Origin of the sequence: Pseudomonas sp. Tn43 (assembly GCF_014192635.1) — a bacterium.
Classification (GTDB): domain Bacteria; phylum Pseudomonadota; class Gammaproteobacteria; order Pseudomonadales; family Pseudomonadaceae; genus Aquipseudomonas.
Window position 1 is genome coordinate 33,373 of the sequence record NZ_JACHYG010000013.1, and the last position, 26,187, is coordinate 59,559.

The window sequence follows — 26,187 nt, forward strand, 5'->3', positions numbered from 1 at the left end:
CCCCTTAGAAGCCCAAGCTCAGGTGTTCAGCAACAGGCCCCAACGCCAGTGCCGGCAGGAAGGTCAAACCACCCACCAGCAAAATGGTCACGGTCAACAGCACCACGAACAGCGGGCCGTGAGTCGGGAAGCTGTTCTGGCCGATCGGCGCGGTTTTCTTCATCGCCAGGCTGCCGGCCAGGGCCAGTACCGGGAGGATGTAGCCGAAGCGCCCGATCAACATGCCCAGCCCCAGCATCAGGTTGTGGAACGCGGTGTTCGCCCCAAATCCCGCAAACGCCGAACCGTTGTTGGCGCTGGCCGAGGTGTAGGCGTACAGCAACTGGCTGAAACCGTGAGCACCGGGGTTACTGACCGCCGCGACCGGGCCTGGCAGGCTGGCGGCAATCGCGCCGAGCACCAGCACGCCGACCGGCATCACCAGCAACGTCACCACCAGCAACTGGACTTCTTTGGCTTGCAGTTTCTTGCCGAGGTATTCCGGCGTGCGGCCGATCATCAGCCCGGCGAGAAACACCGCTATCAGCACGTTGAGCAACATCCCGTAGAGCCCGGCCCCGACGCCGCCGAAAATCACTTCGCCGACCATCATGTTGATCATCGCGACCATGCCGCTCAGGGGGTTGAGGCTGTCGTGCATGCCGTTGACCGAACCGTTCGACGCCGCCGTGGTGGTTACCGACCACAGCACCGTGGCGGTGGTGCCGAAACGCGCTTCCTTGCCTTCCAGCGGCGCGGTCTGTTCGACGGCGACATTGGCCAGGGCCGGGTTCGGTTGATATTCAGCCCACAGCGACGTCGCGCCGCCGATCAAAAACAGCGCCAGCATGCAGGCGATGATTGCGCGGCTCTGACGCAGGTCTTTCACGTAATGGCCGAAGGTGAACACCAGCGCCACCGGAATCAGAATGATCGAAGCGACTTCGAACAGGTTGCTCCACGCCGTCGGGTTCTCGAACGGGTGCGCCGAGTTGACGCCGAAGAAGCCGCCGCCGTTGGTGCCCAGTTGCTTGATCGCAATCTGGCTGGCGGCCGGGCCGAGGGGGATTACCTGATCGACGCCCTGCATCGTCACGGCGTTCACGTAGTGGGCGAACGTTTGTGGCACGCCCTGCCACACCAGAAACAGCGCCAGCAGCAGGCACAGCGGCAGCAGGCCGTAGAGGGTGGCGCGGGTCATGTCGACCCAGAAGTTGCCCAGGGTTTTGGTGGATTTGCGGCCGATACCGCGCCCCCCTATACCTCGACAGAGTGCAACCAGAACCGCCAGGCCGGTGGCAGCGCTGACGAAGTTCTGCACGGTGAGGCCGGCCATCTGACTCAGGTAGCTGAGGGTCGCTTCGCCGCTGTAGGACTGCCAGTTGGTATTGGTCATGAAGCTGACGGCGGTATTGAACGCTTGCGTCCATTCCTGACCCGGCAAATGTTGCGGATTGAGCGGCAAATAATCCTGAAACAGCAGGATCGAAAATAACAGCAAAAAACCCGCAAGGTTAAAGGCGAGCAAGGCCAGGGTGTATTTCTGCCAGCTCTGCTCTGCCTGCGGATCGACGCCGGCCACCCGATAACACCCCCGCTCCACCGGCCCGAGGATCGGCGACAGCCAGGTGCGCTGCCCTTCCATCACCTTGTAGTAGAAGCGCCCCAGAAACGGTGCCGGAATCAGCACCACGGCGAAGAAGGCGAGGATCAGCCAATAGTCATAACTGTGCATAGCCGCTCCTAGTTCCGGTCTGCGCGCAACAGCGCAACCAACAGATAAATGAACAGCCCCACCGCCAATAGCAGCGACACCCCGTCCAGAACGCTCATGGAAATTCTCCGTGTTACGGCGTATTGCCGCGTGTGGAGTGATTGTCGGGACGGAGGCTGTAAAGGCGCGAGATCGAGGGGTGTGACGGGGCATAAATAAAGCGTAAAGAGTGGGGGGATGGTTTTGTTACAGCGGTGTCCGGTCGGGCCTCATCGCGGGCAAGCCCGCTCCCACAGGGGACGGTGGTGTATCGATAAACGCATATCCTCGTGAGAGCGGGCTCCTACGGGGGAATGTGCAAGTTTTTGAAGCGGGGCCGGATGAACGGGACATAACAGGCCTAGAATGGAACCACTGCGAAATTTCATCGCTCAAAAGTGATATGCAGGATCGATCGGCGAACCCTCGCCCACCGGCCTGCCCTTAAGGAGAGCCGTTATGCCCTGGTATGCCTGGTTGATTCTGATCGTTGCCATCGGCTCTATCGTTGGCGGTCTGATGCTGTTGCGCGACACCGCCCACAAGGTGGAATTGACCGAAGAGCAACGCAAACGCGTCGCCGAACGCAATGCCGAAGCGGATGCCAAGGATGCGCAGGACCGCTGACAAATAAACCCGCCATAACTGGCGGGTTTATTTTTGCGCACCCCCATCCCTGTGGCGAGGGGGCTTGCCCCCGTTGGGCTGCAAAGCAGCCCTGAAACCAGCCACCGGGATAATCCAGGCACACCGCATACAGCCGGTTTACGACTGCTTCGCAGCCGAACGGGGGCAAGCCCCCTCGCCACGAAGCCCCCTCGCCACAAAGTCTATCGCCACAAAAAACCTCGTTACCACACAAGCATTTCTGCTCACCGAGTCATTACTTTTCCCAATCGGCCTTGGCAATGTGCAAACCATGCAGCCCTTTGTAAGCCGCCCGTTCCGGCTGGCTCCAGCCTTCAAGCAAGGACGCCTCCAACCGGTAAATCTCCACCCCCAACGGGCGACACACACTCAACGGATCCTGCGCATCCGGCCCCCACATGGCCAGTGACAAATCCCCACCCGGGCACGTCGACAACGCACACAACAGATCAATCTCGGCAAAGAACTCCAGGTAATCGCCCTGCTGCGCCGGGCAGGCTTTCATGAAGTACAGGTCGTCGTGGTTCAGGCCGGTGCACTGGAAAATATTCAGCACATCGTGCACGTCAAACTCGGTCAGGCCATGGGGTAACACGGCGCGGGTCAAATTCGAGTGGCAGTGATGATGGAAGTCCTCGCCGGTGAGCATTTTGTTCACGTACGGATCGCAACGCGTCCCCAGCAAATCGTGCAAACGCCCGCCGTGTTCGTCGATGCCGTACCCGGCCAGGCTATCGTCGGTGATGGTCACCAGCGGCCGTAAAAAGGGCAGGTTCGACCAGAGCCGGTCATGGGTGCTGACATGCGCCCCCTGCAACTGCCGGGTCCGCGCCGCCCACAACCGCTCGCGCGGGTCGTGGGCATTCCAGACATTGAAGTCCCCTACTTGCGGGCCAACCGGGGTCGTGACCCTGAACACATGCCCGGCCGGCACATGCCAGGCGCGGCCAGTGCGGATCGGCACTTCGAACTGTTCGATCAGCGTGCGCCCCTCTTTCTTGTCCCGGACTCTCTCGTAGAAAGCCGTGTCCACCTGCAAGGCCGAGCCTTTGCTGACTTGATAGGCCGTCGGATAGTCTTTGTACATGGCACAAATCCTCGATCAGTGATGGGAAGAAGGGGCAAGCAGCTGCAACAGGAGCTGTTCGGAGTCGTCGAGATAAAGGCTCATCGCGTCCCCGGCCGCGCACTTGTCGCCATCGGCCAGCAAGTCATGTATCTGCCGGTCGCGGGCCAGCCAAGGCGCCTGAAAACGTGATTCATCGGGAGCGGTGCAAAACACCAGGCGCAATTGCGCGACGACATTGGTGAAAAACTCATCGAACAACGGACTGCGCAGCAATCCGACGATGTGTTGATGAAACGCCAGGCTGTGGGTGCCGACGGCGCGCCAGTCCTCACGCTCCCGGGCCAACTCGGTGGCCTCCAGGGCTTCAAGCATCCGGTCGGACTGATATTCACGCAATGGCTGACTGGCGCTGATGGCTTGCAGCTCCAGGGTGCGACGGACCTTGAACAGATCGCGCACATCGTCCGCGCCCAACCGGCGCACCATCACACCCTTGTTGCGGACATAACGGGTCAGCCCTTCCTGGCCCAGACGGTGCAACGCCTCGCGAATCGTGTTTCGCGAGACGTTGTAAGCCGACACCAGATCGTTCTCCACCAATGCCATGCCCGGTAGCAAACGACCGCCGATGATGTCAGCGCGTAACTCCAATGTGATGTGGTCGGCCAGGGACAGTCCGCTGCTCATACTCAACGCCTCCAGATTGTTCAACAATCGTCAGCGAATGAGTAATCACTATTCGTGCCATCTGCCTTGAACTAGTCCTCCCAGTATTTGAACAACACACTGGCATTGACGCCACCAAACCCAAAGCCATTGGATAACGCGTAATCGATGGTCATTGGCCGCGCCTGACCGTGAACGATGTCCACCCCTTGCGTTGCCGGGTCCGGGTTATCGAAGTTGAGCGTGGCCGGCACCACCTGATCGCGGAGCGCCAACAGGGTAAAGATCGCCTCGATCCCGCCGGCAGCGCCAAGCAAATGCCCGGTGGCCGATTTGGTCGACGTCACCGCGATCTTGTTGTCCGAGCCGAACAACGACTTGATGGCCGCCAATTCCCCCAGATCCCCAATCGGGGTCGAGGTCGCGTGAGCGTTGAGATGCTGCACCTGCGACGGCGAAATGCCCGCCTGGGCCAACGCCAGCGCCATCGCCCGACGCGCGCCGCTGCCATCTTCAGGCCCCGCGGTCAGGTGATAAGCATCGGCACTGGTGCCGTAACCGACCAGTTCGGCCAATGGCTGAGCGCCGCGCGCCAGGGCATGTTCCAGGGATTCGATCACCAGCAGGCCCGAGCCCTCGCCCATCACAAAACCGTCACGCCCACTGTCGAACGGTCGCGAGGCGCGCTCCGGGGTGTCGTTGTAACCGCTGGACAACGCCCGAGCCGCCGCAAACCCGGCAAGGCTGACACGATCGATCGCCGCTTCCGCGCCGCCGCACACCGCAATATCCGCCTCACCACAGCGAATCAGCCGCGCCGCGTCACCAATCGCCTGAACCCCGGCCGCGCACGCTGTTACCGGAGCCCCCAAAGGCCCCTTGAAACCGTGCTCGATCGACACATGGCCCGCCGCGAGGTTGACCAGAAACGAGGGAATGGTGAACGGCGACAAACGTCGCGGGCCACGGCTATCGGTGGTGCGCACCGCATCGGCAATCGCGCCGAAACCACCCACGCCCGAGCCGATAATCGTGGCAGTGCGTTCCTGGGCATTGACGTCTTGCGGATGCCAATCGGCCTGCTCCAGTGCCTGACGTGCCGCCTCCATGGCAAACATAATGAAGCGGTCCATCTTCTTCTGTTCTTTGGGCGGCGTCGCCCGGTCCGGATCAAAACCCGCCTCCGGATCTTCCGCCAGCGTCTGCACCGCGCCACCGACCGTGGTGGTCAGATCGGCAACCACCTCGTCCGGCAACGTCCGCAACCCGGAATGCCCAGCCAACAAACGCGCCCAAACCGCTTCGACGCCACTACCCAACGGCGACACCAGGCCCATGCCCGTGACGACTACTCGACGATTACTCATAACGCAAATACCTCAAGCCGATACATGGCGCCTCACTTGTAACGCGTGGCGGCCGTGCTTCTGGACAGATTCGGCGCCATCGCATGACGCGCCGCCATAAAGGCCTCCCACTCGGAGGCATTCGGTAACGAAGGAATGGTGATCAACTCACCCTGGTCCAGACCCGACAATGCCGCGTCGACCATCTCCCCCGCTTCCATGATCATGTCCGCCGGAATCTGGGACGCATCGATACCGGAGCGCTCCATGATCTCGGTGCGCGTGACGCCCGGCAACACCGCTTGAACCTGAACCCCGGTGCCCTGCAGTTCGGCGTCCAACGACTGGGTCAGGCTCAACACATAAGCCTTGCTCGCGCTGTACGTCGCATTGAACCGCTCCGGAAACAACGCCACCACCGAGGCAATGTTAATAATCGTCCCCCGCCCGGCCTTGGTAAAACCGGCCGCCGCCGCCGAAGCCAACCGCGTCACTGTAATGACGTTCAGCTGAATCAAACGTTCCAGCTCATCCAGATCCGCATTGGCAAGCAAACCATCCGCCGCGACACCGGCGTTATTCAGCAACAGGCTGATACTCGAATCGCTACGCAGACGCTGCTCAAGCTTCAACACATCATCCTTCTGCATCAGATCCGCCTTCAGCACCTCCACCTGAACACCATGCGCCGCGCGCAACTGGCTCGCCGCAGCCTCCAGCCGTTCCTGATCGCGAGCCACCAGCAACAAATCAAAACCACGCGCCGCCAACCGCTGCGCGTAAACCGCACCGATACCGGAAGATGCGCCGGTAACGAGGGCCGTACCTTGGTTCTGGACAGAATTCATGACGGTGCTCCTGGAGGATGCTTGAAGAAGGTGAGCGTCTGAAAATCAGGGCGCATCAACAAATAACGAATTTATTATAGGCATAATTTAAGCGCCATATGATAGACGTAATTTTTCCCGTCCCGATGAAAGGCGCCAGATCGCCTTATGCCGGTCAGTTAAGCGAGCAAACCGCTTTTCGCTTTTCGCTTTTCGCTTTTCGCTTTTCGCTTTTCGCTTTTCGCTTTTCGCTTTTCGTAGGAGCCAGGCTTGCCGGCGAAGGCGCACTTAAGGACGCCTTCGCCGGCAAGCCTGGCTCCTACAGGTGCATTAGCCGGATCGCCCTCTTCGGTGCTATGCATTCGGTAATATGCAAAAGGCCGGTCAATGACCGGCCTCTTGGTGTGGATTTACAAGCTTAGTTCACTTCCAGCTTCTCGCGATTCTTGTCCAGAATAGCCTTGCCAATCCCCTTCACTTCCAGCAATTCGTCAACCGACGAAAACGGCCCATTACTCTCACGATACGCAACAATCGCCTTGGCTTTCGCCTCACCGATCCCGGCCAACTCGCGCTGCAAGGTTGGCGCATCGGCGCCATTGAGATCGACTTTGGCGGTTTGAGCCTGGGCAGCAGCATCCAGCATCAAGGGTGCCTTGGCAGCCTCCGGCGCAGCCGTCGGTGCAGCAATGGCCGCAATAGAGGCGCTGGTGAGCAAGGCAAAAACCAGAGAGTAGAAATAGCCAGTACGCATAAATGAAGCTCCATGACATCGATTGAGAAAGCAGCTTTTCCGAAGCTGCCTTCCAAACTTAGGCGATGTGGTGGAGCTGTCAAAAATGTGTCCGTTACAGGATGTGAAACAGTCAGGGCTCGAGACGGCGTTGCTGATGAATCCAGTCGACAATCTCCCCGTCGGGGGTATAGCCGCTGACCGTTTCGCGCAGGAGTTGGCGCACGCGGGAATAATCGTCCTGCTCGACAGCCAGCAACAAATCAGTCAAACGGCTCTTGAGCACATCCCAGGGCAAATGATCTTCATTGGCCGTCATGATCATCGGATGCGGTGTCGCCGCGACGTTATCCCCGATCAACAACTCTTCATAGAGCTTCTCGCCCGGACGCAGGCCCGTAAACTCGATCGAAATATCGCCCTGGGGATTTCGCTCGGAACGGATGCTCAAACCGGACAGGTGAATCATCTTCTCCGCCAGCTCGACAATTCTCACCGGCTCGCCCATGTCCAGCACAAACACATCACCGCCCTGCCCCATGGAACCGGCCTGAATCACCAGTTGCGCCGCTTCCGGGATGGTCATGAAGTAACGAGTGATCTTCGGGTGCGTGACCGTCAAAGGCCCACCCGATTTGATCTGACTGTGGAACAACGGAATCACCGAACCGGAAGACCCCAACACATTGCCAAAACGAACCATGGTGAAACGGGTTTTATTGACCCGGGATACATTGGCTTTATCGCCAAACAGCACCGGAGCGATTTCACGACTGAGAGCCTGAAGGGTCAACTCCGCCAGACGCTTGGTGCTGCCCATGATGTTGGTCGGACGCACGGCTTTATCCGTAGAGATCAACACAAAGTTGGCCACACCCGACTGCAACGCAGCCTGAGCAGTGTTCAGCGTGCCAATCACATTGTTGAGCACGCCTTCGGCAATGTTGTGCTCGACCATCGGCACATGTTTATAAGCCGCCGCGTGATAAACGGTATCCACGCGCCAGGTCTTCATCACATCGAGCAGTTTATGCGGATGACGGATGGAACCGAGAATAGGCAACAACTGAACCGACACCGACTCACGGCAAGCGCGCTGTTCCAATTCCGACAAAATGCTGTAGAGGTTGAACTCACTGTGTTCGAACAGAATAAGCGTGGTCGGGCCAAGGGAGAAAATCTGCCGACACAGCTCCGAGCCAATCGACCCACCGGCGCCAGTGACCATCACTGTCTTGCCTTTGATACAGCGCTCGAGCAAATCAGCCTGGGCTGGCACGGCATCGCGGCCGAGCAAATCAGCGATATCCACTTCCTGAATGTCTTCAACCTTGACCCGACCGCTGGCCAGATCGGTGAAGTTCGGGACGCTTCGCACGTGAAGCGGATAACCTTCCAGCAAATTGAGAATTTCCCGGCGCCGGGCACGGGTGGATGATGGTAGCGCCAAGAGGATTTCCTGGGCGCCGGTGACATCGATCATCTGCTGGATGTGTTTGGGTTTGTAAACCTGAAGGCCGGAGATAGAGCGATCGGCAATGCTGGAATCGTCGTCGATGAAGGCCACTGGGCGCATGACTCGCCCCATGCGCAACGCAGCAACCAACTGATTGCCGGCCACGCCTGCGCCGTAGATGGCGACTTTGGTGAGGCCGTCGTCACGGCTGGTGAAGGGGACGTGCTGGGCGGCGGTGAACCAATCGCCCATGAAGTATTGGCGCATGCACAGGCGCAGGCCGCCGATGATCACCATGCTCAGCCACCAGTAGTTGAAGATGATGGAGCGCGGGACGACGGCTTGGTGGTTGCTGTACCAGTAGACGACCAATGCCAGAATCAGCGATGACAGGCTGACCGCTTTGATAATGACGACGAGTGCGTCGTTGCCGAAGTAACGCATCACCGCCCGATACATTCCGAAACGGATGAAGAGAGGGATAGCGACAACTGGAGCACAGAGAAACAGCCAGAGATGAACCCTTAGGGGATTGATCATCTCGTCGACCCCCAGTCGGACGATAAACGCCAGCCACAAGGCGACCCAAACGAGAACAACGTCCGTTAACACCTGAATCAGTCGCTTCTGTCGTCGCGGCAACCCCAGCAAGAAGCCGCGCAATCTATCCATTTTCCCCTGTTCCAATCTGGCCTACTCCATTGCTTGAACCGGCGAACGACATTGTACGGAGGTAAGGAGGTTCGTTACAGAAAAAAGAACGATGCTGTCAATGGGTGGTTCATGGATCGTATGTGGAGCGCTTACCGTGGTACTTCTCACCAGCAACGCTACGGTAAATTATCTCCTGGGAAAATGGGTAGGATTTATGGATCACAGGCCGTGGGATGGACTATGCAGTAACAACAGCTTGATGGCCGGCTGCTGTTGGTGACAGTACTGTCGCTATTGGCTGGCTCTCAACCAACCTACTTTAGGTTTTCGAAAGCCGACCGAAAGGCCAAATTGCAAAGGCCGAAATCTCCTTGCCAAAAGGTCAAAGGCATCATCAAGCCTTGATTTTCATTAATTATCCCGGACATTTGACCAAACGACGAACGGCGTAGGCTTCATGGATCGCATACCAAAATCCAGTCCAGCGATATAGCAGTCTGGTTTCGTGATTCACCTGTATGTACGCCACAGAAAAAAATGCCCCGTATCTTTCAACGGGGCGCTGCGCAACTGGCCAGGTTTTCATCCAATCTGTGAAGATAGCTCCTTCTGCATCTCCTGTTGATCGGCTTGAGCCAGTTATCCACTGACCTGACTGTAGCACTCGCAGGATTCCGCAGCCCGTTGTTTGGCAATGGAATAAGCTTCGTGCAATAGCTTGTGCCGCTCCAAACGCACATTCGGATCAGCCGGAGTGCGGAACAGAGAGGTGGTTTTCGGTACGTAAGTAAAAGTATTGCCGTAACCGTACCGCAGCCACAGATTCCAATCCTCAAGATTGCTCATGTCGATCTCGAATCCTCCGCGCTGCAAATAGAGATCGCGCTGGAAAAGCAAGGACTGGATCGGGATGAAGTTGTGATCAAGCAAAATGTTGTAGTCATACTCATGCTTGAAGTAAACCGGCGTCTCATGACTAACTTCGGTGTAGCGGCCATCAGGCCCTGTCACCGTTCCGACTTCCATGGCCAGCGAATAAGCGGCAACCGCCTCGCGATTCTTCGCCAACGCTGCGACCAGCACTTCGACGTGATCGGAAAACAGCAGGTCGTCATCATCAAGGAACATGCAATAGGTACCCTTGGCCATTTCAAGCCCATAGTTGCCTGTCACGGAACGCCCGACTTTATCCATACCGTAAAATCGGATGGAACTGCCCACCTGCTGCTGGAACTCGGCCACCAGCTGCTTCATGGTCTGGCCGCCATCTTCCACCACCACCAATTCCACGTTCGGGTAGGTCTGATTCAATACCGATATGATCGCCTGGCGAAGGAACTCGTTACGGTTACGGTAGGTCCGGGTAACGATTGTCACCAACGGAGCGTCGGCCAGCGCCTCTCCCACCGTCCAGAACGCACCATCGCGAATCATATCGTAATCGAAGCCGCGGAAAGGGAAGTAACTGTCTTTGCTTGAACCTTTGCCCGATAAGAAATGTGGCGTTTTTCTGATGATTTTGCCGAAATTCGCAATCAAGTCACGGCGTACACCGGCATAAACTTCCGGACGGAACAACAACGCACCTTGCAGCACCAGTGCCCCAAACTTGTCGCTGAGGTCGCCGTAGCGCAAACGCAAATAAGCATTGGCCAGCGTACTGCCAGTGAACTGAATGGGCTTTACATGGTTTTCATGTTCATAGGTGTAGTGATAAACCAACGCCGAAGGACAGTACTTCAACTGATAACCGTAAGAGCGGAACCGATAGGACAGCTCTACATCCTCGCCATACATGAATATCTCATGTTCGTACCCGCCGACTTTTACATAAGCCGAACGCCTGATCAGAATGCAGGCATGCGAGGACCAATTGGTTTCCTGAGTGACCGGATCATAGTATTTGGGATGTTCATAAGGTGCCTGGCGCAGTTCCCAGGAGGCAACGGCTCCAACCGTATCCGACAGGGCCGAAGCCGCCACTTTCCCAATCGAGTCGCTGGCGAAGACGATATCGATGTTACTGATCAGGACAAATTCTGACTGCCCTGTCTTTATCGCCTTGTCATGCCCCAGCCCAAAGCCCACATTCTCGCCCTGGATGATTTCGAAACCTGCCAATTCAGCGCCGAGCAGTGTTTTCCAGCGCTGCAGATCCTGAACAGTGCTGTCTTTGGAACCGTTATCGACGAAACACAAGTTCAGCTTCTGTAGAGAGTAGTTCTGGGCTTTGAGGGACTCGAAGAAACCATCGACCCACTTGCTGCTGTTGTACGTCACGATCGAGACATCGATCACCGGCTGAACATTGAGCACCGGCATGTTCAACAGGTGGCCGAAGCGTCGATCTGCGACGACCTGAACCGCTTTGAGGTTATGTTGCGAGTTAATGGCCCGCATGACATTGGCGCGCGCAGCTTTTGAATAGTGATTCAAGCGCATGCGGATTCCGACCAGAAAGGGAAGTTTCTGATAGATCGGGCGCAAAACGGTGCGAGGACTGGCTAGCACGCCTCGCAATTTCCACCAGGCCCGCAAAAGCAAACGTCGCACGCCTCTGAACAGACGGGTCATGCGCCAGGATTTGGAGATATAGATATTGTGCAGTTCACCCTTTAGAATCAGTATTTCTGATTTGAGGGCTTCGATTTGCTGGTTCAGTTGCTCCTGCTCTATGAGCAGTCGGTTCTGTGTTTGCAGCAATACATCGTTGTCTTGAAGATATCTGTCGTCCAGCACCGAAGTGAACTTTTCATCCATGACTGAGAGTTGACCCTTCGTCAAAAGTAGTTCATCACTAACACTTGCCAGCTCGCTTATTGCGGCCAGATGCGATTCATTGAGGTTTGACAGTTCGCCGCCCATTTCCTGGTTCTTTTCTTCGAGCCAAGTAATATAGGACTGCTGACGGTAGCTTTCCAAATCAGGGTCAAACTTATTTCTCGTGGGATCGACCGTGATTGTCCGGGCAAGACGGGAAAGATGCGCGGAAGGCTCATTGAATTGTGCCTCCCCCAGAAAATAACGCGACTGTGCAAAATCCAGGATTTGCGCCCGCAGCTTTCTGGAACATGGCGCCACCGCCTTGTGTTCCTGCCACAGCATCGCAAGATCCGCCGGTTGAGTGACATCAATGGTCAGACCTGTGCCTGAATACGGCGCCTTGCCCAGGGCATATACAGTCTTGCCCGCCAGAGCGGCTTCGAACCCGGCCGAAGAATTGATCGTGAACACCACATCGGCGCTAGCAATCAGATCCGTGATGCTCTCTTCCTTATCAGCCACCAGAACATGTTCAGGGAGCGCCGGCACGTCATCGAGAGGGTGTGGTTTGACCACCACCTTATAGTCAGAGCCCTCCACCACGCCGACCACATGCTGTACATACCCGGCCATGCTAAAAAATGGAGAGCCCATAATGATGTTGGAATCGTCCTGCACCTGAAGCAGGATCAGTATCGTAGGGACACGATTGGTGCCTCGGAAACGATAACTTTCCTCCATCTGTTGCAGACGCACCAGAGCGGCTTCGACCGACAGTTCTGATTGCTCCTGCCGATAATCGGTAAACTCGGCACTGAAGCCACTGCGTACATTAACGCCTCGACTGTCCGAGTAGTAACCCATCGGATTCGGTGCACGCAACATCCCGAGCTCGTTGAACAGCAAAGGAATGCCTTTGGCTGCGCAAACGGTTTCGAGACTGCCGTCATAGTTCCAGCAGAACACCAGTTCCGGATCGACATTGTTGATCAGAGATTCGACGAATCGGTCGTGAAACCCTAGAGGTTCTTTATTAAGGAGACACTTCCAGTCGTTCAACCAGTTCGAGGTCTGCGCGTCTGGATAGTCGCAGTTATAGGAGGCCGGGCTGATCCACGTGTGGCCGAAGTCAGGGTATTCGCTCTTCAACTCATTGGAGCCGACAAAAATACATTCCCAGCCATCATCGGCAAACCTTTTCGCCAGCGGCAGGTACACGTCAACAATGCTGCTGAACAGCGTCGGACGCTCTCTCAATACTAACGGTAGCGTGTAAAAAACCACGCGTTTGAACTTCCTCGGCGCTACTTTGACTGCCGGATCACCCGCCGCGATGCTATTGGGGGGAAGGTTGAATTTAACCACCGAGTTCGCCGCAATGATCGCACCCTGTCCGATCACTGCCCCCGCCAGCACCGAAGCATTAGCGCCGATCCAGACATCATCACCGATTTCCACCTCTGCCAGCCTCAGCCCTTGATCCTTGATTGGCGAGTGCAAGTCATAGCGATGAGTCGATGACGTAATGGAAACGTTGGGCGCGATCAAAACATCTTTACCAATGATGACCTTGCCGCTGCCGTTCACCCATGTCCCATAATTGATGACCGTGCCAGATGAAACACTCAAGTAGCCTCCGGCACCGCATTCGATGACGACGTTATCCCGGATTTGAACGCCGTCCTCAATGATGCAAACAGCCGTTTCGTCTACATGAAACTTGACTGTTTCTGCGATATCAGCATTACCAATTTTAAGCATGATATTAAGCAACCTTCACAACGTTCACTGTTGACGGGCAATAAGCAACTCCAACGATCTGGCGCCCGCCAGACACACTCAACTTCCTCATCGGCCAGCGTTGATCCAGTTCAACTCGCTCCCCATCCAGGTTGGCCATGCCGATGAACAGAAAGTACTCCCCGGGAGCCACGTTGAGCGAGAAGGAAAAACTGATTTTGTAGGCCCCTTTCTCGAAGTCGAACTTGCAACCGGCCAGCAAGGTGTTATCGCCCGCCACATCGACGCCTTTTGCATCGCGCAACGAGTAGCCGATGACCACTTCACGCAACTCGGTATAAGACTGGACGTAGCAATGCATCGTGACGTCTTCTGTTGGTTCGAAGTGATTGGTCAACGTCCCGTCTGCACTATAAAAATCAACGGCGTTGATCTTCGCAGCGCCGGAACCGAATCGAACTTCCGAGATATCGCCTAACTCGGAATCATAGGACACATCGGCGTGCTGCTCTTCAACCACCGGCACCGCCACCGAACTGCTGTTACGCACCTTTTTTTCATAGTTTTTGGTGGCTGTCAGCACGTCGGTGCTGTAATCGATAATTTGACCGTTCTGCATCACGATGACAGCCTGACAGAAACGAATCACCGACTGGGTATCGTGAGAAACGAAAAGGATGGTGGTACCACGCTCCTGCATATGCTTCATCTTGAGCATGCACTTGAGCTGAAAGCCAGCATCTCCGACGCTTAACGCCTCGTCGACGATCAGTACGTCAGGTTCGACATTAATTGCCACGGAAAATGCCAGCCGCGCAAACATCCCGCTGCTGTACATGCGTACGGGTTGATTGACGAAGTCGCCGATGTCGGCAAATTCAAGAATGGCCCCAATACGGGTTTGCATCTCGGCATGGGAGTACCCCATCAGGGATCCCTGGAAATAAATGTTTTCCACGCCAGTGTAATCCGGATTGAACCCAGCGCCCAACTCCAGCAGCGATGCCACCCGGCCAACAACCTTGACCTCGCCGCTCGTAGGTGTCAGCACTCCTGTAAGGATTTTCAACAGGGTGCTTTTACCCGCACCGTTCTTGCCCAGTATCCCGACGGTCTGGCCTTTCTGGACCGAAAAGGAAACATCGGTCAGCGCATGAAAATCATGGTGTTTATGCTTGCCGAAAAGCGAAAGAGCCTCGACCAGTCGGTCTACGGGCTTGTTATAAAGCCGGTATACCTTACTGACGTTATGGACGCTGATTGCGCTCTCATTCACTGCATTCATTACAAAACATCCGCAAAGTGAGGTCTTAATTTTTTGAATGTACGCCAGCCCACCAGCGTCAAGACAATCAATACCCCCCAGAAAAACAGGGTCTGAGTTGGTCGTTCCCAGAACCAGATCCCGCGAATAAGCGAATCCCTGAATCCTTCGACAATGTAAGCAAACGGATTCAGGCGCAGATAAGACACTGCCCGCCCCTGAATCGCATCAATATCCCAGAACACCGGGGTCAGCCAGAAACCGAACTGCGTGGCCATCGCCACTAACTGGCTCAAGTCTGGGAAGAAAATCACCACCGAACTGGTAATCCAGGCGATCGCCAACAACAGCATGAACAAACAGGCAATGTAATAGCCGACTTGCAACCAGTAAAGGTTCGGCGAATAGCCATAAATAACGAGCAGCAACAACAGTATAAACACGAAGAAAATGTGCACGAGTACCGCGGAGCTGAGTTTAACCAGCGGCAGCAATGAAACCTTGAAGACAATTTTCTTTACCAGAAAACTGTTTTCCTTGACCGCCGTGCAGCCGGAGTTCAATGCTTCAACTGTGAAAAACCACGGCACAAGTCCACATACCAGCCATAGAACAAAAGGAAAGTCTCCGTGAGGGGCCGCCTTGAAGCCGAACTGAAACACGAACCAGAGGATCAGTGTCGTAGCGCATGGCTGAATGAAGACCCACAAAAAACCAAGGTAGTTGGTCAGATATCGTGCACGAAGGTCATTTGAAATCAGGCTCAACAGAATCCTGCGATCCGACAGCATCCCCCTGAGCCAGCTCATCGAAAATCTCCTTGCTTTGCAAACACACTTTCCACTGCTTTTAACCCACCGCACAACATCATAAATTCCATTAACTATCCGCGCTCATCGACTTGAGTTTTTCGCTGACAAGGGATGTGGATACAGGCTTGGGTTCTTCACTGCCCGCCAGGACTCTGGACTTGTCCTTGGGCTTGAACTTCAACACGCGTTTCTCCACCAGGTGCCACGAGGCATAGCCCAGCATCAAGGTAATGACGATGGTGACAAACAGATACATCGGGTAAGAAATATTCGGAAACTTGAGCAATACAAACTGCTGTACCGGGAAAGCGTAAATGTAAACGCCGTAGGAGCAGTCACCCACGCGGTTGACCCAACTGCCCAACCAGCTTCGAGATAGACCGTAGGCCAGAACGACATAAGGCAACGCAAGCCAGAGCAAAAACTTGGAAACCGCGGCATACGGTGCCAGCAGAATGGTTGCCATGATCAGTACGCAGACACCTGACAGACTAAACCAACGCTCCAGCCGCCACTTTGCATAACAGGCACCGATCATGAAATAGACACCTGTCAGGAAAATATTCCTGACATCGGTTCCGTAAACCACCACCAGAGGGGCATCACGCCAGCACCAGAAAACCACGGTAAGCGCGAACAGTGCAGTGACCGCCGTATAAACCCAACGTCCGCCCTTGAACAGCAGCCCCAGCCCCATCACCACCAGATACATGAAAAACTCGACAGGCAGACTCCACAACGAACCGTTGACCGCGTTGGGAACCCTTGCATGCTCAAGAACACCGGGCAGATAGAACACCGGGCTCAAGATGATATTTTTTATATAAGACCAGAATTGCGGATGCGCGAAATACTCACTGACTGTCAATGTGGTGAAAACCGGCCCCAGCACAAACATGCTAATCAGGACGACCACAATCAGCGCCGGAAAAATCCGCAACGAACGCTTGATAAGAAAGTTGGCCGCCGACGGAGTGAAATCCCAGCTTTTGACGATCAAATAACCGCTAATAATAAAGAATATTTCGATGCCCAGGCCGCCATAGGAGGCTAGGCCAAGAAATCCGGCAGGGGGATTTCCATAGAACGCGAATGAGTGTGCGTAAAGAACCATCAGCGCAGCAATAAGCCGAAGCAAATTTAAATTATTATCCTTATGCTGCATGTATTACGGCTCCAACTCTGATTGAACTTCATCAAATATTTTGACTGGGTTGTTAGGATGTCGAATAGCCCATGGACATCCACCTTGTAATACAGCCCCCACAGCCTGGCTTGCGCGAGCCCTCGCTCGGCGGTCGCGGATCATATCATTTTCCGGATCTGGCACCCACGCCCACCCAACCCTCCACAGGACGCCACTCACGATCTCACGCGGGGGGTCAACTCTCCCGGGTACCGGCCTTGAACCTCGCGGCCAACCAGAGCAAAGGAGCGTAGGCAATGATTAGGCCGATAACGCCAGGAACAAATCCCGACGCTACCGCAATAGCCCAGGGCAGCAACCAAAACACGTTGAGTCCGACAACACCCAGCGTCACAGCCTTGTGACTGCGATACTGACGAGAAGCGTACTGGTAGGCGTGACTGCGATGCGCCTGATAAACCTTGTCGCCATTCAACAGGCGCTGGCAAAGAGTCCACGTGGCGTCGACCACAAACGCTCCCAGCAGGATCACCCAACTCCACAAAAACGCGGATGACACGGCCCCGGCGGAGAGCGACAAGATCCCCAAAGCAATACCCAAAAAGCCGCTTCCGGCATCGCCCATGAAAATCCGCGCGGGCGGATAATTCCAGCACAGGAAACCCGCCACGGCCCCAGCCAGAACCAGCGCCACCCAAAGCGGCTCAAGCTGCCCAGTGATCAGGTAAACAAGACCACTACCCAGACAAACACACATTGCCTCGGCACTCGCCAGGCCATCGATGCCATCCATGAAGTTGTACAGGTTGAGCATCCAGACCAGGTAAATCACCGCAAACACATTGCCCAGCCAACCAAGGTCGATCATGGCACCGAAGAACGTGACAGGTGCCAGCCCGTCAAGCCAGTACAACGCCCAAACCGCCGCAACGAAATGCCCGAGAAGGCGCCATTTTGCAGCGATATGGCCATGATCGTCGGCAAACCCGATAATAGCGACCAACAACCCGCTTCCAAGCAATGCATACAATGTATCGATGCCTAAAAGGCCGAAAGCACCGAGCACGGGCAGCGCAACCAGGAAGCCGAAAACGATCGCCACTCCACCACCCCGGGGCGTGGGTACGGAGTGAGAACTGCGCTCGTTAGGAATGTCTATCAAGCTTTTGGATAATGCGTAGCGTCGCAGTCCTCCGGTCAAACCCCAGGAGAGTGCGAAAACTGTGACAAGCAACCCGCCAAAAATCATTTCGTATGCGTATCCAGAAAATGGCCTGCGGTGCGCCGCATGGCAGTATCCACATCAATCGGCGGAACCCAACCGAGCAACTCGCGGTTTTTGCTGATATCGACCCGCAACGACTCACACACCCGCCGTGCCACAGCGCGCTTGCCGATGGCAGCGGCTCCCAGCGTCAACAACACGGACGGCACGGGCAGCAACCAGGCTTTTTTTCCTAGCGCCGACGCCAGATGACGCAGCAACCGTGGAGTCGACAGGTCGTCACCGTCACTGACCAAAAAGATTTGCCAGGCAGCCCCCGGATGATCGAGACAAGTCTCGATCAGATCGACCAGGTTGCCGATCGACACCATACTGCGCTGGTTCCGAATCCCGCCCAGAGGCAGGATCAGGCCTTTGTCGAGCCATTTAATCAGGCTGAGAAAGTTAGCCTTGACCCCTGGGCCGTACACCAGCGGCGGACGGATTATCACGATCTCCATCCCGGTCTCGCGCCCAAGCAGCATCAACGCCAGTTCCGCCTCGTGCTTGGACACCCCGTAAGGATCCAGTGGAGCCGCCACGTCATCCGCAGTAAATGGCCGCCCCGCAGCAGTGCGCTCACCATTAACTTTGATCGAACTGATGTAAACAAAGCGCTTGACCCCGGCCTGAGCGGCCATTCGAGCCAACTGCAACGTACCGTCCACGTTAACCCTGCGAAACTCGGTCAGTGCATCCTGTTCCGTTTCGTGCATGACATGCACCCGCGCCGCCGCATGCACAATCACTTGCACACCTGTCATTTGCGCAGCAGTGGCCGCTCCCAACTGAAAACGCACCACCGGGCACAATCCCTGCAGACATGTCGAACCTCGTACTGCCGCCACGGGCATGAATCGCCGACCAAGCAGCAACCGAAACACGACAGCCTCGCCAACGAATCCACTTGCCCCTGTTACCAATACCTTCGGCGCGGTCATCGAGCGGATTTCCCCATTAGCGCGGTAGCCCAACAAATCAGAAAAAACAAAACACGATCCCTGATCCGCCGCCGGCAACGCCAGGCGGACAACGACAGCCGGATCAATTGCCACCGTCGCAGTTGCAACCAAGAGCCGACAAAGGGATCGGCATCCTGCCCGACCAGTCGCGCGATCAAGCGGACTTGATTGAACCACCAGCCATCATGAATGGTTGTATAACGTGCGATCATCGAACCCAGGCCAGTATTCGCTCCCACCTGGTTACGCTCATGCTGGCGATAATCCATGGACGGCACCGGATCGATATACCAACGATAACCATGGCTGCGGGCAAAAGCGTAGCAGTACCAGTCGTGCAGACTGACGCTTTGCAGCGCATCCCAGTGAACCAGCATCGACTGCTTCATGGCCTTCACCATGGGAGCCTTCAGAACATAGGTACAGCCAGGACCAGCCGCCTCAAAAAGAAAATCCCAGCAGGTTTGCGGTTGCGCCTTGTTCAGCAGTCGAGTTCTACCATCCTCCCAGAAAGCGGTAACGTTACTGGAATAAGCATCAACCTTGCGTGATTGCAGAGACTCGATAGCCCTTTTTAGTTTATCGCCATGCCAAAGATCATCCTGGTCGGCAAACGCAACGAAATCGTAGGACTCGATATCAACATCACGGATCAGTCTGAAAAAATTGCGCGCGGCACCACCGAAGCGGCCGCCCGGTGGCAGGACAATGATGCTTGGATGCCTGGCAGCAAAGGCTGCACACCAGTCTTCGGTCCCGTCAGTGGAAGGGTCGATGCTGATGTGGACGGTAACGTCCACGGCAGACTGACCAAGGATCGAGGTCAGTTGCTCTTCAATCCAATGCATACCGTTGTAGGCGGCCAGTAAAACTGCAACCTTGGGAGATTTTACTGGCATGCCATTCCTGCTTGCATGGGGAGAGGAAGATCAAGCTCTCGTCTTAGCGAGAAGGGGAATCCAGCAGTTTCTGCAGGTACTGACCATAACCAGTCTTCTTCAGAGCATCAGCCTGAGTACTCAACTGCTCGGCACTAATCCAGCCATTGTGGTAAGCAATCTCTTCCAGGCATGCCACTTTCAGGCCTTGGCGCTGCTCGATGGTGTGCACGAAGTGACTGGCTTCCAGCAGCGAATCATGGGTACCGGTGTCCAGCCAGGCGAAGCCGCGGCCGAGCATTTCGACGTTGAGGGTCTTCTGCTCGAGGTAGGCACGGTTAATATCAGTAATTTCCAGCTCGCCACGGGCAGAAGGCTTGATGCTCTTGGCGATTTCGACGACCTGGTTATCGTAGAAGTACAAGCCAGTCACCGCGTAGGCGGATTTTGGCTTCAGCGGCTTTTCTTCGATGCTCAAGGCACGGCCGGCAGCGTCGAACTCGACGACGCCAAAACGCTCCGGGTCCGACACGTGGTAACCAAATACAGTCGCACCATGCTCTTGAGTGCTGGCGGAACGCAGGTTCTCGGAGAAGTGCTGACCGTAGAAGATGTTGTCGCCCAGGATCAGGCAGCACGGGGCTTTGCCGATGAACTCTTCGCCGATGATGAAGGCTTGTGCCAGACCGTCCGGGCTAGGTTGCTCGGCGTAGGTCAGCTTGATGCCGTACAGGCTGCCGTCACCCAGCAATTTCTGGAACGATGGCAGGTCTTCAGGGGTGGAGATAATCAGGATTTCGCGCATACCCGCGAGCATCAGTACCGACAACGGATAGAAGATCATCGGCTTGTCGTAGATCGGCAGCATCTGCTTGGACACGCCGAGGGTCAACGGGTGCAGACGCGTGCCCGAGCCGCCAGCCAGGATGATGCCTTTACGATTTGTCGTGGTCATTTATTCAGGACTTCCATCAGCATTCGGGTGACGCCACTTTGCCAATCCGGCAAGTGCAGAGAAAAATTGTCGCGCAGCTTCTGAGTGTTCAACCGTGAGTTCAGAGGGCGGCGCGCCGGTGTTGGGTAGGCAGTTGTGTCGATCGGATTGATCGTCGTGACGGCAAGTTCTTCCCCGTTGGCCTTGGCAAAACCGATCACATGGCTGGCATAGCCGTGCCAGGACACTTCACCACTGGCCGCCAGATGATACAGGCCCGCCAGTTCAGGGCGTAGCTGGACCTGCTGAATGGCCAGCGCCGTTACGTCGGCGATCAAATCTGCGCCGGTCGGGGCACCGATCTGGTCGGCGATGACGCTCAGGGTGTCGCGGTCCTTGGCCAGACGCAGCATGGTCTTGGCAAAGTTATTGCCGCGAGCGCCGTAGACCCAGCTGGTGCGGAAGATCAGGTGCTTGCAGCCCGAGGCAATGATCGCTTGCTCGCCGGCCAGTTTGCTGGCGCCGTAGTGATTCACCGGAGCGACGGCATCGGTCTCTTGCCACGGCGTCAGGCCTTCACCGCTGAACACGTAGTCGGTCGAATAGTGAATCAGCCAGGCGCCCAGGGATGCAGCTTCTTCAGCCATGACCTGGCTGGCTTGACCGTTCACACGGTCGGCCAGTTCGGTCTCTGATTCGGCTTTATCGACGGCGGTGTAGGCCGCAGCGTTGACGATGACATCCGGCTTGACCTGACGGATCGTTGCACGCAATGCCTCAAGATCAGACAGGTCACCACTCAAACCATCGACCGGGTGACGATCAAGGGCGATCAACTCGCCAAGCGGCGCAAGGGAGCGTTGAAGCTCCCAGCCTACCTGGCCATTTTTTCCCAACAGGAGGATTTTCATGCTTTGTCCGAACGATCCGTGTAGTTCTGGTCGATCCATTGCTGGTAGCTGCCGCTTTTCACGTGAGCGACCCATTCAGTGTTGTTGAGGTACCACTCGACGGTTTTGCGGATGCCGGTTTCAAAGGTTTCTTCCGGCGTCCAGCCCAGCTCGCGCTGGATTTTGCTGGCGTCGATGGCATAGCGCTGATCGTGGCCTGGGCGATCCTGAACGTAGGTGATCAGGCTGGCATGGGGACGATGCGCGGAATCTGGACGCAGTTCGTCGAGCAGTGCGCACAGGGTATGCACCACTTCGATGTTTTGCTTTTCGTTATGGCCGCCGATGTTGTAGGTCTCGCCGATCACGCCTTCGGTCACGACTTTGTACAGTGCGCGGGCGTGGTCTTCGACGTAGAGCCAGTCACGGACCTGGTTGCCTTTGCCATACACCGGCAGCGGCTTGCCTTCCAGTGCGTTGAGAATGATCAGCGGGATCAATTTCTCCGGGAAATGGCAAGGGCCGTAGTTGTTCGAGCAGTTGGTCACCAGCGTCGGCAGGCCATAGGTACGAGCCCAGGCGCGAACCAGGTGATCGGAGCTGGCCTTGCTGGCCGAATATGGCGAACTTGGCTGATACGGGGTGGTTTCAGTGAAGAGGTCTTCCGGACCTTCGAGGTCTCCGTAGACTTCGTCGGTGGAAATATGGTGGAAGCGGAAGTTGGCTTTACGCGCCTCATCCAGTGCCGCCCAATAGTGGCGAGCAGCTTCCAGCAAGGTGTAGGTGCCGATGATGTTGGTCTGGATGAACTCAGACGGACCGGAGATCGAACGGTCAACGTGAGACTCTGCGGCCAGGTGCATGACGGCATCTGGTTGGTGTTCACGCAGGACACGGTCCACTTCATTACGGTCGCAGATGTCGACGCGTTCGAACACGTAACGCGAGTTCTGGCTGACTTCGGCCAACGACTCAAGGTTACCGGCATAAGTCAGTTTATCGACGTTAACGACAGAGTCGGCAGTGTTGGAGATGATATGACGAATGACTGCCGAGCCAATGAACCCTGCGCCGCCGGTAACTAGAATTTTCACGCGAAACCTTACCCTTAAGTTGCTGACAGGGCCGTCAACCGCGCACTGTCTAATCCATGAATGCAAAAGCCATCAAGTCAGCCGTGGCTTCTGACAGAGTCAGTCTGAACCGATGTGGGAAAATTACCCCTATCAGCCAAGCGCAGCATTTTACAGCTTAATGAAGGTTTTACTAATGGATATGGACAAGCTATGACGCAAATTCGACGCGTGTAACGGGTTTGTCGCGATCAGACAAGGCGCTTGCGTGAAGCTCTGGACGTACGCCCCAGAAACCAGCCGAGAATCGGCCCGATCGCCATGCCAATCAGCAGCGCAATCACCATGACCAGCGATACTGGCAACTGCGGGCCTGCCCAGCCCAGGAACAGCAGTGACACGCTTTGCTGGTTCTCAAGTACGAACGCCAGGATGGCGAGAACGAGCAACAGGACAAAGGTAGCGAGAAGTACACGCTTGAGATTACGCATCAGCGATTCCTTGAAGTGCAGCAGCTGTCAAAGCCCCTCCTCCTCTTCCTCGTTCACGCGATCGCGCAGTTCTTTGCCTGGCTTGAAATGCGGAACGAACTTGCCGTCGAGGCTGACGGACTGACCGGTTTTCGGATTGCGGCCTACGCGCGGTGCGCGATAGTGCAAGGAGAAGCTGCCAAACCCACGGATCTCGATTCGATCACCGGTGGCCAGACATTGGGACATTTGCTCAAGCATGGTCTTGATGGCCAGCTCCACATCCTTGGATGAGAGCAGCCCTTGATGGGTGACAATTCGTTCGATCAACTCCGACTTCGTCATATTTTTCCCTTCTTTTTCAAGCAGCTAGGAAAAGCGCTTCAAAGGTTTTAGCATGCCCGGAGAAATTTGAACAGCCTGAGTTTTGACATATCTTTCCTCGTAATGAAGCGGCCGATTCCAGAACATCGAAACATTGCTCTAACCCGCCATTCATCTACAGATAACCAGCATGGTGCGCGTCAGATAACCCGCGGGATTGAAGCCGAAAGGGAATAGATCCTCTTCCTTGGCATCATCGGACCTGACGATAACTTTATACCCAGCGCCCTTGCATTCTTTTGCAGCTCGCTTGTGACACTTTTCCCATCCGGAACCCAACCCTGAACAATCGATCTCTATGCCACTGACTCCGCGTACCGCGCGAGTCTTGGCGCTCGTGGTACAGCCCGCCAATACCAACACTGCTATCACGACAATGAGCTTGTTCATTCGCTTCCTTATGCCGGGCACAATGCCCAGCGGTCGTTCACTTCAGACTAAGCCTAGCCTCGAATAGATGATTGACCTGTATGAAGCTACAGACAATTTATGTAGATAATTGGTTTCACAAAAGAAATAAGGTAGTGGGCCGACTGCTTTTCGTAGGAGCCAGGCTTGCCGGCGAAAACGCTCTTGCGGACGCCTTCGCCGGCAAGCCTGGCTCCTACGAAAAGCAGTGGTGTCAGCCCCCCTGGGATTCACCAAATCGCAGACACAAAAAAGGGCGACCGAAGTCGCCCTTTTTTATGGTCTGTCAGAACTTAGTTCTGCTTTTCCATTTGTGCACGCAACAGGTCGCCCAGAGTGGTAGGACCAGCAGCGATGCTATCCGAAGGCTTGTCTTTCAAGCTCTGGATGGCTTCTTTCTCTTCAGCATCGTCTTTCGACTTGATGGAGAGCTGGATTACACGGCTCTTGCGGTCAACGCTGATGATCTTGGCTTCTACTTCCTGGCCTTCTTTCAGAACGTTACGCGCGTCTTCAACGCGGTCACGGCTGATTTCGGAGGCTTTCAGAGTCGCTTCGATATCGTCGGCCAGAGTGATGATGGCGCCTTTAGCGTCAACTTCTTTCACGATGCCTTTAACGATGGCGCCTTTGTCGTTCTCTTGAACGTACTCGGAGAACGGATCGCTTTCCAGTTGCTTGATACCCAGGGAGATGCGCTCGCGCTCTGGGTCAACCGACAGGATAACGGTGTCCAGCTCGTCGCCCTTCTTGAAGCGGCGAACGGCTTCTTCGCCCACTTCGTTCCAGGAGATGTCGGACAGGTGAACCAGACCGTCGATGCCGCCATCCAGACCAATGAAGATACCGAAATCGGTGATCGACTTGATGGTGCCGGAGATTTTATCGCCCTTGTTGAACTGGCCAGAGAAATCTTCCCATGGGTTAGATTTGCACTGCTTGATGCCGAGGGAGATACGACGACGCTCTTCGTCGATGTCCAGAACCATGACTTCCACTTCGTCGCCGACTTGTACGACTTTCGAAGGGTGGATGTTCTTGTTGGTCCAGTCCATTTCGGAAACGTGTACCAGGCCTTCAACGCCTTCTTCCAGCTCAGCGAAGCAGCCGTAGTCGGTCAGGTTGGTTACACGAGCGGTAACGCGAGTGCCTTCTGGGTAACGGGCTTTGATAGCAACCCATGGATCTTCGCCCAGTTGCTTGAGGCCCAGGGAAACACGATTGCGCTCGCGATCGTACTTCAGAACCTTGACATCGATCTCGTCGCCAACGTTGACGATTTCGGAAGGATGCTTGATACGCTTCCAGGCCATGTCGGTAATGTGCAGCAGGCCATCGACGCCACCCAGATCGACGAATGCGCCGTAATCGGTGAGGTTCTTGACGATACCTTTGACTTGCTGGCCTTCCTGCAGGGATTCCAGCAGAGCTTCACGCTCGGCGGAGTTCTCGGCTTCGAGGACGCTGCGACGGGAAACGACAACGTTGTTGCGCTTCTGGTCGAGTTTGATGACCTTGAATTCCAGCTCTTTGCCTTCCAGGTGCGTGGTGTCGCGCACTGGACGGACGTCAACCAGAGAACCTGGCAGGAACGCACGGATGCCGTTAACGTCGACAGTGAAGCCGCCTTTAACCTTACCGTTGATAACGCCCTTGACCACTTCTTCGGCTGCGAAGGCTGCTTCCAGAACAATCCAGCATTCAGCGCGCTTGGCTTTTTCACGGGACAGCTTGGTTTCACCAAAGCCGTCTTCAACCGAGTCCAGAGCAACGTGAACTTCGTCACCGACGTTGATGTTCAGCTCGCCAGCATCGTTGTAGAACTGCTCAAGCGGGATGAGTGCTTCAGACTTCAGGCCAGCGTGAACGGTTACCCAGCGAGCCTGGTAATCGATATCAACGATAACACCGGTGATGATGGAGCCTGCCTGAAGGTTCAGGGTTTTTAGGCTTTCTTCAAAGAGTTCCGCAAAGCTTTCGCTCATTTTAATTCCTGTAGATAAGGGCGAAGAATACGCCCGTCTCCACACCCCAGACGGTGTGGGTTAGTTTCATATGAAAGAAACA

The 26,187-nt window shown here is 55.7% G+C and carries 23 protein-coding genes; 1 reads left to right on the plus strand and 22 read right to left on the minus strand.

The genetic code is table 11. The features are described from left to right. Positions 1 to 4: 4 nt before the first annotated feature. Positions 5 to 1,714, minus strand: a complete 1,710-nt coding sequence (kdpA, locus tag FHW68_RS23825) for a potassium-transporting ATPase subunit KdpA (RefSeq protein WP_183683394.1) — start codon at positions 1,712 to 1,714, stop codon at positions 5 to 7. 8 nt (positions 1,715 to 1,722) lie between these two features. Further along, positions 1,723 to 1,812 (minus strand): K(+)-transporting ATPase subunit F, encoded by a 90-nt coding sequence (gene kdpF / locus FHW68_RS23830; protein WP_007899818.1) that lies wholly within the window; start codon positions 1,810 to 1,812, stop codon positions 1,723 to 1,725. Positions 1,813 to 2,191: 379 nt separating this feature from the next. Here kdpF and FHW68_RS23835 point away from each other — a divergent pair, with 379 nt between their 5' ends. Continuing rightward, a complete protein-coding gene (locus FHW68_RS23835; RefSeq protein ID WP_095634729.1) occupies positions 2,192 to 2,359 on the plus strand; it encodes a DUF2897 family protein in 168 nt (55 codons plus the stop codon). A gap of 256 nt (positions 2,360 to 2,615) precedes the next feature. Here the strand turns inward: FHW68_RS23835 and FHW68_RS23840 are convergent, their stop codons facing one another. From FHW68_RS23840 to rpsA, 20 genes are all read right to left on the minus strand, one after another. Then, positions 2,616 to 3,467 (minus strand): DUF1989 domain-containing protein, encoded by an 852-nt coding sequence (locus tag FHW68_RS23840; RefSeq protein ID WP_183683396.1) that lies wholly within the window; start codon positions 3,465 to 3,467, stop codon positions 2,616 to 2,618. A gap of 15 nt (positions 3,468 to 3,482) precedes the next feature. Then, positions 3,483 to 4,136, minus strand: coding sequence for a GntR family transcriptional regulator (locus tag FHW68_RS23845; RefSeq protein ID WP_183683398.1), 654 nt, complete (start codon positions 4,134 to 4,136; stop codon positions 3,483 to 3,485). Positions 4,137 to 4,207: 71 nt separating this feature from the next. After that, on the minus strand, positions 4,208 to 5,482 hold the full coding sequence (gene fabF / locus FHW68_RS23850; protein ID WP_183683400.1) for a beta-ketoacyl-ACP synthase II: 1,275 nt from the start codon (positions 5,480 to 5,482) through the stop codon (positions 4,208 to 4,210). A 32-nt stretch (positions 5,483 to 5,514) separates the two neighbouring features. Beyond that, on the minus strand, positions 5,515 to 6,309 hold the full coding sequence (locus FHW68_RS23855; RefSeq protein WP_183683402.1) for an SDR family oxidoreductase: 795 nt from the start codon (positions 6,307 to 6,309) through the stop codon (positions 5,515 to 5,517). Between the two features lie 397 nt (positions 6,310 to 6,706). Continuing rightward, a complete protein-coding gene (locus tag FHW68_RS23860) occupies positions 6,707 to 7,042 on the minus strand; it encodes a helix-hairpin-helix domain-containing protein (RefSeq protein ID WP_095634989.1) in 336 nt (111 codons plus the stop codon). 112 nt (positions 7,043 to 7,154) lie between these two features. Continuing rightward, the gene (locus FHW68_RS23865; protein ID WP_183683404.1) at positions 7,155 to 9,149 is read right to left on the minus strand and encodes a nucleoside-diphosphate sugar epimerase/dehydratase; all 1,995 of its coding nucleotides are present in this window, start codon (positions 9,147 to 9,149) and stop codon (positions 7,155 to 7,157) included. Between the two features lie 621 nt (positions 9,150 to 9,770). After that, on the minus strand, positions 9,771 to 13,655 hold the full coding sequence (locus FHW68_RS23870; protein ID WP_183683406.1) for a glycosyltransferase: 3,885 nt from the start codon (positions 13,653 to 13,655) through the stop codon (positions 9,771 to 9,773). Between the two features lie 4 nt (positions 13,656 to 13,659). Beyond that, entirely contained in the window at positions 13,660 to 14,919 is a 1,260-nt protein-coding gene (locus tag FHW68_RS23875) for an ABC transporter ATP-binding protein (protein ID WP_183683408.1), read from the minus strand. Continuing rightward, positions 14,919 to 15,707: an ABC transporter permease gene (locus tag FHW68_RS23880; RefSeq protein WP_183683410.1), complete on the minus strand. Its 789-nt coding sequence runs from the start codon at positions 15,705 to 15,707 to the stop codon at positions 14,919 to 14,921. Before FHW68_RS23880 ends, FHW68_RS23875 begins: the two co-directional genes overlap by 1 nt. 70 nt (positions 15,708 to 15,777) lie before the next feature. Next, the gene (locus FHW68_RS23885) at positions 15,778 to 16,875 is read right to left on the minus strand and encodes an acyltransferase (protein WP_183683412.1); all 1,098 of its coding nucleotides are present in this window, start codon (positions 16,873 to 16,875) and stop codon (positions 15,778 to 15,780) included. 217 nt (positions 16,876 to 17,092) lie between these two features. Beyond that, positions 17,093 to 18,106 carry a glycosyltransferase family 4 protein gene (locus tag FHW68_RS23890; RefSeq protein ID WP_183683414.1) on the minus strand — a complete coding sequence of 338 codons (1,014 nt, stop codon included), beginning with the start codon at positions 18,104 to 18,106 and terminating at the stop codon, positions 17,093 to 17,095. After that, entirely contained in the window at positions 18,103 to 19,062 is a 960-nt protein-coding gene (locus FHW68_RS23895; protein WP_183683416.1) for an SDR family oxidoreductase, read from the minus strand. Before FHW68_RS23895 ends, FHW68_RS23890 begins: the two co-directional genes overlap by 4 nt. After that, complete coding sequence (locus tag FHW68_RS23900; protein ID WP_183683417.1) at positions 19,059 to 19,982, minus strand: glycosyltransferase; 924 nt, start codon at positions 19,980 to 19,982, stop codon at positions 19,059 to 19,061. Before FHW68_RS23900 ends, FHW68_RS23895 begins: the two co-directional genes overlap by 4 nt. A gap of 43 nt (positions 19,983 to 20,025) precedes the next feature. Beyond that, entirely contained in the window at positions 20,026 to 20,916 is an 891-nt protein-coding gene (rfbA, locus tag FHW68_RS23905; protein ID WP_183683419.1) for a glucose-1-phosphate thymidylyltransferase RfbA, read from the minus strand. Then, entirely contained in the window at positions 20,913 to 21,806 is an 894-nt protein-coding gene (rfbD, locus tag FHW68_RS23910; protein ID WP_183683421.1) for a dTDP-4-dehydrorhamnose reductase, read from the minus strand. The genes rfbA and rfbD overlap by 4 nt, the downstream gene beginning before the upstream one ends. Next, complete coding sequence (gene rfbB, locus FHW68_RS23915; RefSeq protein WP_095634977.1) at positions 21,803 to 22,879, minus strand: dTDP-glucose 4,6-dehydratase; 1,077 nt, start codon at positions 22,877 to 22,879, stop codon at positions 21,803 to 21,805. The genes rfbD and rfbB overlap by 4 nt, the downstream gene beginning before the upstream one ends. A 230-nt stretch (positions 22,880 to 23,109) precedes the next feature. Continuing rightward, positions 23,110 to 23,349 (minus strand): LapA family protein, encoded by a 240-nt coding sequence (locus tag FHW68_RS23920; protein ID WP_183683423.1) that lies wholly within the window; start codon positions 23,347 to 23,349, stop codon positions 23,110 to 23,112. A gap of 27 nt (positions 23,350 to 23,376) precedes the next feature. Beyond that, on the minus strand, positions 23,377 to 23,673 hold the full coding sequence (ihfB, locus tag FHW68_RS23925; protein WP_007899751.1) for an integration host factor subunit beta: 297 nt from the start codon (positions 23,671 to 23,673) through the stop codon (positions 23,377 to 23,379). Between the two features lie 150 nt (positions 23,674 to 23,823). Next, positions 23,824 to 24,102, minus strand: a complete 279-nt coding sequence (locus tag FHW68_RS23930; protein WP_095634975.1) for a hypothetical protein — start codon at positions 24,100 to 24,102, stop codon at positions 23,824 to 23,826. A 311-nt stretch (positions 24,103 to 24,413) separates the two neighbouring features. After that, complete coding sequence (gene rpsA, locus FHW68_RS23935; RefSeq protein ID WP_092327163.1) at positions 24,414 to 26,105, minus strand: 30S ribosomal protein S1; 1,692 nt, start codon at positions 26,103 to 26,105, stop codon at positions 24,414 to 24,416. Positions 26,106 to 26,187 lie beyond the last annotated feature (82 nt).